The organism is Nonomuraea sp. NPDC046570, from assembly GCF_040645915.1.
Classification (GTDB): Bacteria; Actinomycetota; Actinomycetes; order Streptosporangiales; family Streptosporangiaceae; genus Nonomuraea.
The window spans coordinates 77361-91815 of the sequence record NZ_JBEYZF010000014.1 but is presented as its reverse complement, the minus strand read 5'-3'; the positions used below and the strand labels follow the sequence as shown (position 1 = coordinate 91815).

The 14455-nt window shown below is 71.8% G+C and carries 11 protein-coding genes, 1 tRNA gene and 1 pseudogene; 8 read left to right on the top strand and 5 right to left on the bottom strand.

Features of this window, described 5'->3' with window-relative positions; genetic code table 11:
- Positions 1 to 56 precede the first annotated feature (56 nt).
- The 7 genes and pseudogenes from ABZ911_RS22895 to ABZ911_RS22865 form a co-directional block, all read left to right on the top strand.
- A complete protein-coding gene (locus ABZ911_RS22895) occupies positions 57 to 2318 on the top strand; it encodes a serine/threonine-protein kinase (RefSeq protein ID WP_358059129.1) in 2262 nt (753 codons plus the stop codon).
- A 93-nt stretch (positions 2319 to 2411) separates the two neighbouring features.
- Positions 2412 to 4076: a protein kinase gene (locus ABZ911_RS22890; protein WP_358059126.1), complete on the top strand. Its 1665-nt coding sequence runs from the start codon at positions 2412 to 2414 to the stop codon at positions 4074 to 4076.
- A 30-nt stretch (positions 4077 to 4106) separates the two neighbouring features.
- A complete protein-coding gene (locus tag ABZ911_RS22885) occupies positions 4107 to 5489 on the top strand; it encodes a hypothetical protein (RefSeq protein ID WP_358059123.1) in 1383 nt (460 codons plus the stop codon).
- 38 nt (positions 5490 to 5527) lie between these two features.
- A complete protein-coding gene (locus ABZ911_RS22880) occupies positions 5528 to 6568 on the top strand; it encodes a DUF2510 domain-containing protein (protein WP_358059120.1) in 1041 nt (346 codons plus the stop codon).
- 68 nt (positions 6569 to 6636) lie between these two features.
- Complete coding sequence (gene orn / locus ABZ911_RS22875) at positions 6637 to 7233, top strand: oligoribonuclease (protein ID WP_358059117.1); 597 nt, start codon at positions 6637 to 6639, stop codon at positions 7231 to 7233.
- 61 nt (positions 7234 to 7294) lie between these two features.
- Positions 7295 to 7370: transfer RNA gene (locus tag ABZ911_RS22870), tRNA-His, on the top strand.
- Positions 7371 to 7556: 186 nt separating this feature from the next.
- Positions 7557 to 7751 (top strand): annotated as a pseudogene (locus tag ABZ911_RS22865) (helix-turn-helix transcriptional regulator); the annotation flags it as partial.
- Between the two features lie 13 nt (positions 7752 to 7764).
- Here ABZ911_RS22865 and lat read toward each other — a convergent pair.
- From lat to ABZ911_RS22845, 4 genes are all read right to left on the bottom strand, one after another.
- Entirely contained in the window at positions 7765 to 9033 is a 1269-nt protein-coding gene (gene lat, locus ABZ911_RS22860; protein WP_358059114.1) for an L-lysine 6-transaminase, read from the bottom strand.
- An 81-nt stretch (positions 9034 to 9114) separates the two neighbouring features.
- Entirely contained in the window at positions 9115 to 9642 is a 528-nt protein-coding gene (locus ABZ911_RS22855; protein WP_358059111.1) for an HdeD family acid-resistance protein, read from the bottom strand.
- 59 nt (positions 9643 to 9701) lie between these two features.
- Positions 9702 to 10355: a hemolysin III family protein gene (locus ABZ911_RS22850; RefSeq protein ID WP_358059108.1), complete on the bottom strand. Its 654-nt coding sequence runs from the start codon at positions 10353 to 10355 to the stop codon at positions 9702 to 9704.
- A 35-nt stretch (positions 10356 to 10390) separates the two neighbouring features.
- Entirely contained in the window at positions 10391 to 11938 is a 1548-nt protein-coding gene (locus tag ABZ911_RS22845) for a penicillin-binding transpeptidase domain-containing protein (protein ID WP_358059105.1), read from the bottom strand.
- 52 nt (positions 11939 to 11990) lie between these two features.
- Here ABZ911_RS22845 and ABZ911_RS22840 point away from each other — a divergent pair, with 52 nt between their 5' ends.
- Positions 11991 to 12836: a fused MFS/spermidine synthase gene (locus ABZ911_RS22840; RefSeq protein WP_358059102.1), complete on the top strand. Its 846-nt coding sequence runs from the start codon at positions 11991 to 11993 to the stop codon at positions 12834 to 12836.
- A gap of 41 nt (positions 12837 to 12877) precedes the next feature.
- Here ABZ911_RS22840 and ABZ911_RS22835 read toward each other — a convergent pair whose 3' ends face one another.
- Positions 12878 to 14446 (bottom strand): MFS transporter, encoded by a 1569-nt coding sequence (locus ABZ911_RS22835; protein WP_358059099.1) that lies wholly within the window; start codon positions 14444 to 14446, stop codon positions 12878 to 12880.
- Positions 14447 to 14455 lie beyond the last annotated feature (9 nt).

Here is a 14455-nt window from a genome sequence, read left to right as displayed (position 1 = left end):
AACCGGGCCACTAGTTCGCACGTCTCATCAGGTGGGCCATCTGATGGGAGAGCGCCATGGAATGGAGCGCCCCCGGTTACACCGAGGTGCGGCAGCTCGGTGCGGGTGGAAGCGGGCGGGTGGTGCTGGCCGTCCACGACGGGACCGGGGTCAGGGTCGCGGTCAAGTACCTGACCGACCGCGATCCCGAGCTGCTCGCCCGGTTCCGGGACGAGGCCAGGCTGCTGGCCGGGCTGCGCGACGAGCACATCGCCAGGATCTGGGAGTACCTCCAGGCGCCCGAGGGCGCGGCGATCGTCATGGAGCTGGTCAACGGCGTCTCGCTGCGCGCGCTGCTGCGGGAGCACGGCAGCACGGGGCCCGAGGCGGCGCTGGTCGTGCTCAAGGGGTCGTTACTGGGGCTGGAGCGGGCGCACGGGGCCGGGCTGGTGCACCGGGACTACAAGCCGGAGAACGTGATCGTCCGCGACGACGGGGTGAGCAAGCTCGTCGACTTCGGCATCGCCGTACGGCAGGGGGTCGCGCACGAGGCGTCGGGGACTCCGCCGTACATGGCGCCCGAGCAGTGGTCCGGTGGGCCCGCCTCGCCCGCGACCGATGTGTACGCGGCCACGGCGGTGTTCTTCGAGTGCCTGACCGGGCACCGGCCCTACCGTTCCACCGAGCCGAGCGTGCTGGGCTACCAGCATCTGCACGCGCCGATCCCCGTCCAGGACGCGCCCGAGCCGGTGCGCGGGCTGCTGGTGCGCGGGCTGGCCAAGGATCCGGCGGAGCGGCCGGCGAGCGCGGGGGCGTTCGTGGCCGAGCTGGAGCGGGTGGCGGCCGGGGCGTACGGCGAGGAGTGGGAGGAGCGGGGCAGGCGGCGGCTGGCCGCGCTGGTGGCGCTGCTGGCCTTCCTGCTGCCGACGCCGCAGAGCCCGCCGCCGGTCGGCGCGACCACGCTGTTCCGTACTGTGCTGGACGCGATGCGGGGCAACGCCAGGCGGCTGCTGGTCGGGGCGGGCACGGCCGTGGTGGCGGCGGGTGTGGCGGGGTACGTGCTGGCCTCCAGCCAGCAGCCGCCGCGCACCAGGCTGGACATCGTGGCGGCCACGCCACCGGCCACCACGGCAGCGGGCGGGCTGCTGCCCAGCGAGGAGCCGACGCCCACCGCGAGCACCTCGGCGGGCTTACCGCCGGACGCCACACTCCCACCCGAAACCTCTCCCCCGCCCACGACCTCACCCCCCACCACCGCGCCGCCCAGCACCAGACCGCCCACCACTCCTCCTCCGACCACCGCGCCGCCCACCACTCAGCCCCCCAGCACCGCGCCGCCCACCACCCAGCCCCCCACGACGCCGCCGCCCACGACCCAGCCGCCGACGACCCCGCCGCCCGTGACCGGGGTGTCGGGGGTGCAGGTGGGCGGGCTCACCGTGAACGCCGACTCGCTGGCCGAGGGGCGCGTCACCGTCACGACGACCGGCACCGGGCCCGTCACCGCCGTCGCCTCGTTCGGCGTGGGCGGGGCCGTCGTCCACACCGAGCGGGTCACGCTGCGAGGGGACACCTCCTACGCCCACGCCTTCAGCCACAGGCTCGGCGAGAGCGCGTGCGGCAAGCGGGTGACGCTGACCGTCACCACCACGCCGCCGGCCGCCGGGGGTGCGGCGAGCGCGACGGCGAGCGTGCCGCCGTGCCCGGCCGGGGTGACCGGGCTCAAGGTGTCGCTGTCGGTGGCCGAGCCGCCGGGGCGGGCCGTACAGGCGCGGATCAGTGTCGGGACCGGGGGTCCCGGGCCGGTCGCGCTGACGGCGGCCTTCGCGGTCGACGGCCGGGGCGTGGGTTCCAGGAGCGCGGAGCTGTCGGGCGAGACCTCCTACACGCGCACCTTCCGCCACGCGTTCGCGCGGCGGCCGTGTGGCTCGACCGTGTCGGTCACCGTGCGCGCGGGCGGCGAGGAGGCGGTCGCGCGGGCGGGCGTGACCTGCCCGCCCGCCGTACGCCAGGTGACGATCTCGCGCGCCGCGCTCACCGCCAGGGGCGCGGTGGTGGCCGTGGTCCGGGTGGTCACGGCCAACGACGCGGAGGTACGGCTCAGCGTCGCCGTCCGGCTCTCCGGCGAGACCGTCCGGACGCAGGAGGTAACGCTCGCCGGACAGACCGCCTACACGCGCACGGTCAGCGTCCCCCTGCCCGAGGCGCCCTGCGGAACCGAGTGGGGCGTGACGGCGGCCAGCGACCCGGCGGCGGCGAACGGCACGGCCACGGCGGGCGGCAGGACATCCGACTGCCAGCCGACCGAACCGGCAGAAGAGACAGGACAAATCAGATGATTTCCGGTATTTATTACCACGATCATTGAACGATAGTTAGGCTACGGTCCGTCTGATGTGGGTGGGGGCCCAGACGACATTGAGGAGACCGTTATGCACGGGACACCGGATGGGCAGTGGGGGGTCCCTGGTTACACCGAGGTCAGGGAGCTCGGGGCCGGTGCCGCGGGCCGCGTCGTGCTGGCTCGCCGCAACCACGACGGCGCCGACGTGGCCATCAAGTACCTGTCCGACGCACTCCGCGCGGACGTCGGGTTCGTGGCCCGGTTCCGGCACGAGGCCCGGCTGCTCGGCACCATACGCAGCCCCTACAACGCCCGCCTGATCGACTACGTCGAGGACGGGCAGGGCGCGGCGATCGTGATGGAGCTGGTCGACGGCGTCTCGCTGCGCGCCCTGCTCAGCTCGGAGGGGCCCACCGGGCCGGAGGCGGCGCTGGTCGTGCTCAAGGGCGCGCTGAAGGGCCTCGCCGCCGCGCACGCCATCGGGGTCGTGCACCGCGACTTCAAGCCCGAGAACGTCATGGTGCAGGGGGACGGCACCAGCAAGCTGGTCGACTTCGGCATCGCGGTCAGGAACGGGGAGAGCGGCAACGCGGCCGGCACCCCGCACTACATGGCGCCCGAGCAGTGGTCGGGGGCGGCGGCCGCGCCGTCCACCGACGTCTACGCCGCCACCGTGGTCTTCTTCGAGTGCCTCACCGGCACCCGCCCGTTCCGCGCGCCCAACCTGGCGGCGCTGGCCCACCAGCACCAGACCGCCCCGCCGCCCATCGAGGAGGTTCCCGAGCCGCTGCAGGGCCTGCTGGAGCGGGGCATGTCCAAGCAGCCCGCCGATCGTCCGCCGTCGGCCGAGGCGTTCCTCGACGAGCTGGAGTCGGTGGCCGCCGGGGCGTACGGGCCGGACTGGGAGGAGCGCGGGCGGCGGCGGCTGGCCCGGCTGTCCGGTCTGCTGCTCATGCTCTTCCCGCGTCCCGACGAGCTCGCCCCCGAGGCGAACAGCACGCTCGCCAGGACGCAGTTGCCCGAGCCGTCCACCCTGCTGACCAAGCTGGGCGTCAAGGTCGCGATCGGGCTGACCACCATCCTGGTGATCACCGGCGTCACGGTCGTGCTGATGAACTCCGGCGACGACGATCCCACCCTGCTGGCCGGCCGGGCGACGGTGTCGCCGACGGCTCCGGCATCGCTGTCGGTGCCCGATCCGCCGGAGGTCACCGAGGAGCCGACCGAGGAACCGGTCGAGACCCCGGAGCCGACCGCGACGGTGGAGACGACTCCACCGCCGACGGTCCAGCCGCCCACGCAGACCGCGCAACCGCCCACCCCGACGCCGACCGTCAAGCCCACCAAGCGGCCGCGCAGGACGCCCACGCCGAAACCGGTCAAGACGAAGCCGGCCCCGACTCCCTCGCCTGACGTGACGCTGCGCGACGGCGGCAAGGACAACGAGCCGCGCAGCACCATGACCACCAGCGCGCCGCCTCCCACGACCAGCGCGCCGACCGCGGCCCCGACCACCACCCGGCCCCAGCCGACCAGGACGGAGCCGACCGGGGAGCCCACCACCGAGGAGCCGGGCACCGACAACCCGACGATCAGCATGACCACATCGCCGGACCCGGCCGAGACACCGCGGATCGAGCTGGCGCACGCGCCGGCCGCACTGCTGGTCGTCGGCCTGGTGACGTCCGGCGCGGTTCCGGTCACACTTGCGGTGAAGCGCCGCGTGGCCGGACGGCACCGGAGGAAGCGGTAGATCGCGGGACACAACCGGGGGGCGAGGGTGATGGACGACCGATCGAACAGGGTCGCGATCTCCGGATTCCGGCTCACCGAACGCGCCAGGGTCACCGAGCTCGGCACCTGGATCGACGCCATCGGCAAGGACGGCCGCAGGGCGGGGGCCCTGCGATTCGACCCGAGGGTGTCCACGCGGCCGGGAGTGCGCGACCGGCTGGTGGCCACCGTCCTGACCGACCGGCGGCTGGCCCAGGGGGGGCTCACGGGCCTGGTGCCGATCGCCGACCTGGTGACCACGGGTGAGGAACTGTGGCTGCTGACCCCACACCAGGTCACGCCGGTGCTGTCGGAGCTGATGACGTCGCCGATGGTGGACGCCTCCAGCGCGGCGGCCGTCCTGGTGGAGACCGCGCAGACGCTGCTGGCCGTGCACGCGGCCGGGCTCGCGCACGGGGCGGTGCACCCGGGCACGATCGTGATCGCCGACGACGGGGCCGCGCTGCTGTGCGAGCGCGGGCTGGCCGACGCGATCCGCGGGCAGACGCCTTCGCCGTCGCAGGACGTCATGGCGTGGGCCGCGCTGGCCAGGGGGATGGCGGCGAACTGGGCGAAGCGCACGCCGAGGGCGGCCGAACTGTTGGAGCGGGCCGCCGTCACCGCCACCACGCACGGGCTGGCCGCGGCGCGGGACACCGTGCTGGGCGGGCGGGAGGCGCTGCCGGGCGGGCTGGTCAGCCGGGAGGTGCTGGCGGAGATCGCCCGCAGGTGGTCGGCGCTCGACGTGGCGACGCAGGGGATGGCGGCCCAGGACGAGGGGGACATCGTCACGCTGCTGCACGTGCCCGAGGTCGGGCCGCGTTTCGGCACCGGGGTGGCCACCGAGCCGCCGCGGGCCGTACCGCCGACGACGCCGCCGCATGCCGTCGCCGCCGAGTCCACGGCGGAGCGGATCTGGCGTGAGGGCCGGGAGCAGGCTCCCGCGTCGCCGCGCGCGGGGCGGGCGCAGCGGGTGGCCAGGGCCAGGAAGCGCAGGACCGTCGTGTCCACCGCGATCTTCGCCCTGGTGCTCGCGGGCGCGCTGATCGCCTGGTTCCGGCTCGGCTCCACGCCGCCGCTGGTCGTGCAGTCCGTGCAGGTCAGCGCGCCGAAGAAGACCGTCGGCTGCGACAAGACGGTGACCATCTCCGGGAAGCTCACCACGAACGGCTCGCCGGGGACCATCGACTACGAGTGGGTGCAGAGCGACACCAAGGAGGTGACCAGGCAGAGCGCGACCGTGCAGTCGGGCACCACCAAGCGGACCGTCGTCCTGAAGTGGACCGTCAAGGGCAAGAGTACGTTCAAGGGCACCGCGACCCTGCGCGTGCTGTCACCGGTGGCCGCCGGAGCGCGCGTCGAGGGCAAGGCGAGCTTTCGCTACAAGTGCTGATAATGCACAACAATCCGGTTCTTACTACTCTGGCGGCCATGACCACGCAGACCCCCGCCGGCTGGTACCCGGACCCTTACGGCTCGCCTCAGCTCCGTTGGTGGGACGGCAACCAGTGGACCGACGCCACGCACCCGCTGGAGCAGCCGCAAGGAGGCCCGCCGCCGCAGACGAGCGGCCCGCAGGCCGGCGGCCCGCAGGCCCCGGGCTGGCAGCCTCAGCAGCAGCCACAGCCGCACCAGCAGGGCGGCCCGCCGCCGTGGGGCGGGCAGACCGCGCAGATGCCGATGCCGAACTTCGGCCCGCCGCCGGCGAAGAAGAGCGGGGCGCTGCCGTGGGTGCTCGGCGGGGTCGCCGCGCTGGTCGTGCTCGCCCTGATCGCGGGCGCGGCGGTGTTCCTCCTCAACAGGGGCGGGGACACCTCGGCGCTGCCCACGCCGCCGATCCCCACCGAGGCGGTTCCGGAGACCGAGGAGCCGACCCCCGAGCCGAGCGAGACGCCCGAGCCGTCCGACCCGCCGCAGCAGGGCGCGCTCCCGCAGCCCGTCGACGGCCTGATCACCGACCCGACGACCGGGCTGTCGTACAAGGTGCCGAGCGGGGCGTGGACGGTGCCCGGGCCTGAGCTCAACCAGGGCGGCAGCGAGGGCCAGAAGTGGTCGAGCGCCGTCCAGGCCCCCTCCCACGAGAACTACAAGGGCGAGGACGACTGGGTCGGCAACGTCTACACCGGTCTGCTCTCCCCGATGTACCCCTACACGGGCGTCGCCGGGCAGCGCACCACCGCGGCCACGGTCTTCATCGACTTCGCCCGCTTCTACGCGATCCCGCACAAGCGGAAGATCATCCAGGACAAGGCCATCAAGATCGGCAGCCGCGACGCGTGGCTCCTGGAGTACGAGCTCGACTTCACCGCCGAGTCGGAGAAGAACGGCTACAAGTGGAAGAAGGAGCACGGCGCGGTGGTCGTGATGGACAGGGGGCAGAACGAGACTCCCGCGTTGGTGTACATCTCGGTGCCGGACAATCTGAGCGCCTCCGCGGTCGAAGACGTGCTCAAGTCTCTCAAGGAGTCCTGACCAGGGCACTAGGCTGGCCTTACAAGCAAGCCGGCGGGTCGCTCCGAGCCGCTGGGCGAGGAGATCGAATGAGTGACGTGCTGGTCTGGATCGACTGCGAGATGACCGGGCTCGACCTGGGGCGTGACGCGCTCGTCGAGGTGGCCTGCGTGGTCACCGACAGCGAGCTCAATCAGCTCGACGAAGGCGTGGACGTGGTCATCAAGCCACCGCCGGAGTCGCTGGAGCAGATGTCGCAGGTGGTCCGTGAGATGCACACCGCCTCGGGGCTGCTGCCCGAGCTCGCGGGCGGTGTGACGCTGGCCGAGGCCGAGTCGATCGTGCTGGACTACATCCGGGGCCACATCCCCGAGCCGAAGCGGGCGCCGCTGTGCGGCAACTCCATCGGCACCGACCGCACGTTCCTGGCCAGGGACATGCCGAGCGTGGACGCCTACCTGCACTACCGCATGATCGACGTCTCGTCGATCAAGGAGCTGGCCCGCCGCTGGTATCCCCGCGTCTACTTCGCCGCACCGGAGAAGCAGGGCGGCCACCGCGCGCTCGCCGACATCACCGAGAGCATCCGCGAGCTGCGTTACTATCGCGCCACCGTGTTCGTCGCCCAGCCGGGCCCCGACTCGGCGACCGCCAGGACGCTCGCGGAAGGCGTCTCCAAGAACTGAGTGGCGTAATGGGTCCCGAACACCGCTACACTTTTCATGTGCTGCTGCGGCGGTGCGCTTGGTGGGTGTAGCTCAGTTGGCAGAGCGCTAGGTTGTGGTCCTAGATGTCGCGGGTTCAAGTCCCGTCACTCACCCCAGCGGTGAACGACCGGTCCTTTGGGGCCGGTCGTTTCGCTTTCTCCTAACTCTGTCCCCAAATGAGGGGGATGAGAGTTATGCTCGCTGTCTACCGCCAACGCCGGAAGTACGGGGGCCCTCGGCGATCTGACCGTCTTCGCTGTCCCGGAGGCCGGATGAGAGTCGACGACGCCGCATTCGACAGTGCGGCCGCGTCGCTGAGCAAACGCGAGGCCGAGGTCATGGACCTGATCGCGACAGGTCAGTCCAACGGCGAGATCGCGCAGCGCCTGTTCCTCAGCGAGAAGACCGTGAAGAACCACGTCAACCGCATCTACGCCAAGCTGGGCGCCGACTCCCGGGTCACCGCGATCGGCCTGTGGCTCAACCGATCGCCGTGACCCGGCGGACCGCCTAGACCGCTCTCCCGATCGCCGAGAGCCCCTTGTCCAGGTCCTCCTCGGCGATGTTCAGCGCGGGACGCAACCGGATGGAACGATCACCGCACGGCAGGACCAGGACCTGCTCGCCCTCCCGCAGCCGGAGGATGGTCCGGTCGCGGGTCTCGGCGTCGGGAAGGTCGAAGGCGCACATGAGCCCCCGCCCGCGTACGTTGGACACCAGGTCGGGCCGCTCCGCCTGGATCTTGTTCAGCCGCTCCAGGATCTGCTGCCCCAGCGTCCCGGCCCTGCCGATCAGCCCGTCCCGCTCGATGATCTCCAGCAGGCCGCGGGAGCGGACCATGTCGACCAGGCCGCCGCCCCAGGTGGAGTTGATCCGGCCGCTCACCTCGAAGACGTTGCCCGGCACGAGGTCCACCCGGCGCCCGGCCATGATGCCGCCCACCTGAACCTTCTTGGCGAAGGCCACGATGTCGGGTTCGAGGCCGAGCTGCTGGTAGGCCCAGGGGGTCCCGGTGGTGCCGCCGCCGGTCTGCACCTCGTCCAGGACGAACAGCGCGTCGTGCTCGTCGCACAGCCGCTGCATGGCCTGCAGGAACTCGGGCCGCATGTGGTTGTCGCCGCCCTCGCCCTGGATGGGCTCGGCGATGAAGCAGGCGATGTCGTGCGGGTGCCGCTCGAACGCCGCGCGGGCCTGGGCCAGCGCCCGCTCCTCGGCCGCCTCGACGTCGCCGAAGTGGATGGCGGGCACGTCGACGCGCGGCCAGTCGAACTTGGGGAAGCGGTCGGTCTTCAACGAATCGGTGTTGGTCAGCGAGAGGGTGTATCCGCTGCGGCCGTGGAAGGCTTTCGTCAGGTGCAGCACGCGGGTGCCCAGGTCGCGGGACCGGCCGGCGGCCTCGTTGCGGCGGCTCTTCCAGTCGAACGCGGTCTTGAGCGCGTTCTCGACGGCCAGCGCGCCACCCTCCACGAAGAACAGGTGAGGCAGGGCGGGGTCGCCGAGCACCCGGCTGAAGGTGTCGGCGAAATCGGCCAGGTGCTCGGTGTACAGGTCGGGGTTGGCGGGCTTGTTGGCCGCCACGGCGCCGAGCAGCCGGGCGAACCCGGCGTCGAAGGGCGGGTTCACCCCCAGGGGCGCCGACGCGAAGAACGTGTAGAAGTCCAGATAGCGACGGCCGGTGCGGGCGTCGACGAGCCAGGAGCCCTGGCTGCGGCCGAGGTCGAGCACCAGCCGGTATCCGTCCACGAGCAAATGGCGGGCGAGTCGGTCGTGTACGTCCATATCCTCTCCCCTTCGAGCCGGATTACGACATACATTCCCTCGTATAGATCGTGTATGTAAAGACTTTCCAGGCAAGGGCGTCTAGCGCACCAGGTTTTTCACCCGGAAGGCGAGCACGACCGTCGTGACGCCGTAGATGATGGCGAAGATGCCGATCAGCCAGGTGAGCGCGAGCGCGCCCGAGCGCGGCCAGATGACCAGCAGCAGACCGAAGATGACCGACAACACGCCGCCGACGATCAGCATCCATTCGTTCTCGATCTCGTTGCGGAGCTTGATGCCCGCGATGATCTCGGAGATACCGGCGAAGATCGCCCAGAAGGCGATGACGTAGAGGAGCGCGATCGTGGTGATGCCGGGCCAGGCGAAGGCGATGATGCCCGCCGCGATGCCGAGGATGCCGGACAGGATCATCCAGGCCCTGCCCTGCGCGCCGTGCCGGAGGGCGCTGAACAGCGAGAAGACGCCGCTGACGATCGCGTAGGCGCCGAAGAAGATCACCAGGGTCAGCAGCGTGATCCCCGGCCAGATCAGCGCGAGGATACCGAAGATGATCGCGCAGATGCCCCGGATGAGGAAGAGCCACCAGGTGCCCGCCAATTGGTCCATGCTGGGGGATTTCCCATGAAACCCGCGACGGCACACCAGCGTGCGGTCAAATGTCGGTGCTAAGCGTGGGAGTAGACCACCATCGAGATCGCGATGTACTGCACCAGGTAGGCGGCCACGGTGCAGGCGTGGAAGATCTCGTGGAAGCCGAACCAGCGGGGGAAGGGGTCGGGGCGGCGCAGGCCGTACACGACGGCTCCGAGGCTGTAGAGGACGCCGCCGACGGCGACCAGCGCGACCGCGGCCGCGCCGGCGCCGGTGAGCAGTTGCGGCAGCACGAAGACGGCCGTCCAGCCGAGCGCCAGGTAGAGGACCGTGTAGAGCCAGCGGGGCGCGTTCATCCAGAACACCCGGAACAGCACCCCGGCCAGCGCGCCCGACCAGACCACGGCCAGCACGGCCACCCGCGCCGCGCCGTCGAGGGCGAGCAGGGCGAAGGGGGTGTAGGTGCCGGCGATGATCAGGTAGATGTTCGCGTGGTCGAACCGGCGCAGCACCTCGGCCAGGCGCGGGCCGAGGGTGCCGCGATGGTAGGTGGCGGAGATGCCGAACAGCAGGCCGGAGGTGATCGCGTAGATCGCGGAGGCGAGCCTGGCCTCGAGGGTGGGACCCAGCGCTACCAGGACGAATCCGGCCACGAGGGCGACCGGCAGGGCTCCAGCGTGCAACCAGCCACGCAGCCGAGGCTTGGAGAGCAGGGGAACACTCATCATAAAACCTACGATAGCGTAACCTACGCTCCCGTAAGTTAGAGGCCCTTGAGGAATCGGGCGGCGATCGGGAGGGCCGCCGTGTCGCCCGAGCCGCCGTTCTCGACCAGGACCGAGAAGGCCACATCGCCCCGGAAGCCGACGAACCAAGCGTGTTTCCGGCCGCCGTCGGCGGGCTCGGCGGTGCCGGTCACGCCGGAGACCCCGCCGGGCAGGCCGCGGCCCACCGTGCTGCCCGGGACGACCGCCTGGCGCATCATCGCGCGCAGCCCCTCGGTGACGCGCCCGTCGAGCTCCGCGCCCTTCGGCGGCGCGCCGTCGAGCTTCCTGGCGGCCTTGACGGTGACCAGCCTCGGCGCGCGCCAGGTCCCGCTGTCCACGGCGGCGGCGGCCACGGCCATGCACAGAGGCGTGGCCTTCACCGACCCCGTCCCCATGGCGGCGGCCCCGATCTTGTCGGGGGCGTCGGCCGGGCTCGCGCTGCCGCACAGGCCGCCGACCCCGGTGGCCAGGCCCTTGCCGTCGAACCCCCAGTTCTTGGCAAGCGCGGCGAGACCGGGCGCCTTCAGCCTGCTGCCGACCTGCTCAACGAAGGTGGTGTTGCACGGCTGCGTGAAGGCGGTGCCGAATGGGAGGTCACCCCTGTCCTTGCCCTCCGGGTTGAGGAACTCGTGCATGCCGCCGGGCAGCCTGGTGGCCCCGGGACACGGCACGACGCTGTCCGGCCTGAGACCGGCGGCCAGCAGCCCGGCCGCGGTGACCACCTTGAACGCCGAGCCCGGCGGATAGAGGGTCTGCAGCGCCGCCCGCTCACCGCCCAGCCGGTCGGCGATCGCCAGGATCTCCCCCGTGCTGGCCCGCACGGCGACGACCGCCGCGGGCTGCCTGACGCCGTCCAGCGCGCGCGCCGCCGCGGCCTGCACCGGGCGCGACAGCGTGGTGCGCACCTGGCGCGCGGGCGGCGGCTGGTAGACCACGAGCCGTCGAACCTGCCCGCCCGCCGTCCTGGCGTTGATCGCCCAGCCGGAGTTGACCGTGCCGAGCCGCTCGTTGAGCTCCATCAGGTACGGCTCGGCCCCGCTGTTGAACGGCATCTTGATCCCCGACTTGGTGACCAGCTCGACCCCCGGCACCTTGATCTCGTCGAGCGTGACGCTCCCGCCGTCCTTCAACGCCGGATGCAGCGTCTCGGGCGCCCACAGGACCTTCCACTTCGTCCCCCGCACGGCCAGCCGCAACGTCCCCTGGAACGGCCACGGCCCCATCTCGGTGATCGTCCTGGTCCCGGCGAAGGCCACCTCGGCCGTCTCCTCCCCGGTGCTCCGTACCGCCCCCGGCCGCAGTTCGAGCTTCTCCACCCGCAGCTCCTCGTTCAGGCCGAGATGGCGCTGGACGAAGTCGGCGGGCGGGTCGGCCACCAGGTCGCGCATCGTGTCCGGGTAGCCGCCCTGCCACGCCTCGAAGTACGCTGCGGCGGTCTGCCCGGCGCTGCCCTTGACGCCGGTCGCGGACACGTAGGCGAAGGTGCCGGCACCGCCCAGCGCGAGCAGCGCGGTTACCAGCACAAGCAGGCGTCGTCTACGCATACGGTTCTCCAAGGGACAAGTTCCACCTCGATATACCAGAAGGGAGCCGGTCGTGACACGTGGGCCGCGCGAGCCGATGCCGGGCCGCTACCCGGTCACCTTCGGGGAGGTCGAACTGCTGAAGGATTTCGACCGCCCCAGCGGATGGGTGCTGTCCAAGGATGGCGTGCCCCAGTCGTACGTGGACCTGGAAGATCCGACATTTCTGGATTTCGAGTATGTCCGGTTGATGGCCGATGTGATCGACGTCATCCCCGACGGGGCGCTGAGCTGCGTACACGTCGGCGGCGGCGCCTGCACTCTGCCGCGCTACGTCGCCGCCACCCGGCCGGGCTCCCGGCAGATCGTGATCGAGCCCGACGGCCTGCTCGTCGACCTGGTACGCGAACAGCTCAACCTCAAGTCGGTGCCCAAGACCAAGGTGCGCGTCCAGGGCGGGCGCGAGGCCACCGAAGGCATCTGGGACGCCTCGACCGACCTGTTCATCCTGGACGCCTTCTCCGGGGCGACCATGCCGGTGGAACTGGCCACGGCCGAGTACATGGGCGACATCGCCAGGGTGCTCCGCCCCACGGGCACCCTGCTGATCAACACGGCCGACGGCAAGGGGCTGGCCTTCGCGCGCCGGCTCGTCGCCACCGTGCGCGGCACCTTCCGGCACGTGGCGCTCCTGGCCGAGCCCGGCGTCATGCGCGGCCGCAGATTCGGCAACCTGATCGTGGCCGCCTCACCGTCCCCCCTGCCCGTCGACCCGCTGTCCCGCCGAGCCGCGGGCGGGCTGACCCAGGCCAGATGCGTGTACGGCGACGCCCTCACGAACTTCGTGGCCGGCGCCCCTCCGATCAGAGACGGCGACCCCGTCCTGGCCCCGGTCCCCCCACCCGCGGTCTTCGGCTGACCGCGGGCTGCCCCTTCCCCAAACCGTCCGCGCGGCGCCGCTCAGGCCCGCGCGACCTCGTCCGCGTGCCTGCCGTCCTCCTCCGCGGGTACGGCCCCGCCGGTCGGCGGGGCTTGCCTCAGGGTGACGGCCGCGAGGATGGCGAGGGCGACGAAGAAGAGGGCGCTGATCCAGGCCAGCGAGCTGATCCCGGAGCTGAAGGCGTCCCTGGCGGCGTCGAGGAGGCGGGTGGCGGCGTCGCCGGGCAGGGTCCGGGCCGCGATCGTGGCCCCGGCGATGCTCTCCTCCGCCGCCGACGCCACCCCGGCGGGCAGCCCCTCGGGAGCCGCGAACCGGCCCTGGTAGAGGACGGTGCCGATGGTGCCCATGACGGCGATGCCCAGCGCGATGCCGAACTGGCCGCTCGTCTCCGACAGGGCCGCCGCCGAGCCCGTCTTGGCGGACGGGACCGAGCCGATGATCAGGCCCGTGCCCAGCGCCCCGGCCACGCCCACCCCGAACAGGGAGACGACCAGGCCCGCCACCACGATGGGGACACCGCCCCCGCCGTCCACCAGGGTCAGCACCACGTAGCCGCCGGCGGCGACCAGGAGTCCGGCCGCGATCAGGCTGCCCGGCCTGATCCGCCGGGCCAGGACCGGGGCGAGCAGCGAGGCGACGATCATGGCGATTGCCGAGGGGACGAGCCGCAGCCCAGCCTCGATCGGCGAGAGTCCGGCGACCACCTGCAGGTACAGCGCGAAGAACAGGTAGCTGCCGCCCTGCACCGCGCCGAACAGCAGCCAGACGCCGAGCGCCGAGCTGAACGTGCGATCGCTGAACAGGCGCAGGTCCAGCAGGGGGTCGGCCAGCCGCCGCTGACGCCGTACGAACGCGACGGCGAAGATCACGCCCGCCAGGATGGCGGCGAGGGGCAGCGGCTGCCGGCCCGCCTGGGCCAGTTCCTTGAGGCCGTAGATGAGCGGCAGGATGGCGGCCAGGGAGAGTGCCACGCTGGCCAGGTCCACCCGCCCGGCCTGGGGAGCGCGGAACTCGGGCAGCAGCAGCGGGCCCGCCACCAGCAGCACCAGCATGACCGGTACGCCCAGCAGGAAGGCCGCGCCCCACCAGAAGGCCCCCAGCAGCGCGCCGCCGATGATCGGCCCGGCGGCGACGCCGCCGAGGAAGCAGCTCATCCAGACGCCGATGGCCAGCCCGCGCTGCCTGGGGTCGGCGAACATGTTGCCGATCAGGGCGAGCGTGGACGGCATCAGCGTCGCTCCGGCCACGCCGAGCAGGGCGCGGGCGGCGATGAGCATCTCGGCGCTGGTGGACAGGGCGGCCACCACCGAGGCGACGCCGAAGGCGACGGCGCCGATCAGGAGCAGCTTGCGGCGGCCGACGCGGTCGCCGACCGTGCCCATGGTGACCAGGAATCCGGCGATCATGAACCCGTAGATGTCGGTGATCCACAGCTGCTGGACGCCGGTGGCGCCGAGCTCGGCGCTGAGGTGGGGCAGAGCCAGGTAGAGCACGCTCATGTCCAGGGACAGCAGCAGTGTGGGCAGGCCGAGCACGGCCAGCCCGACCCACTCCCGCTTTCCGGCCCTGGCGAGGGTGTCGGTCGTCATGGTGAACTC

Coding starts and splice junctions, on each gene's coding strand:
- ABZ911_RS22890 (WP_358059126.1), top strand. CDS start 2,412: ATGCACGGGACACCGGATGGGCAGTGGGGGGTCCCTGGTTACACCGAG.
- ABZ911_RS22850 (WP_358059108.1), bottom strand. CDS start 10,355: ATGATGAGTGTTCCCCTGCTCTCCAAGCCTCGGCTGCGTGGCTGGTTG.
- orn (WP_358059117.1), top strand. CDS start 6,637: ATGAGTGACGTGCTGGTCTGGATCGACTGCGAGATGACCGGGCTCGAC.
- ABZ911_RS22885 (WP_358059123.1), top strand. CDS start 4,107: ATGGACGACCGATCGAACAGGGTCGCGATCTCCGGATTCCGGCTCACC.
- lat (WP_358059114.1), bottom strand. CDS start 9,033: ATGGACGTACACGACCGACTCGCCCGCCATTTGCTCGTGGACGGATAC.
- ABZ911_RS22845 (WP_358059105.1), bottom strand. CDS start 11,938: ATGCGTAGACGACGCCTGCTTGTGCTGGTAACCGCGCTGCTCGCGCTG.
- ABZ911_RS22880 (WP_358059120.1), top strand. CDS start 5,528: ATGACCACGCAGACCCCCGCCGGCTGGTACCCGGACCCTTACGGCTCG.
- ABZ911_RS22855 (WP_358059111.1), bottom strand. CDS start 9,642: ATGGACCAATTGGCGGGCACCTGGTGGCTCTTCCTCATCCGGGGCATC.
- ABZ911_RS22895 (WP_358059129.1), top strand. CDS start 57: ATGGAATGGAGCGCCCCCGGTTACACCGAGGTGCGGCAGCTCGGTGCG.
- ABZ911_RS22835 (WP_358059099.1), bottom strand. CDS start 14,446: ATGACGACCGACACCCTCGCCAGGGCCGGAAAGCGGGAGTGGGTCGGG.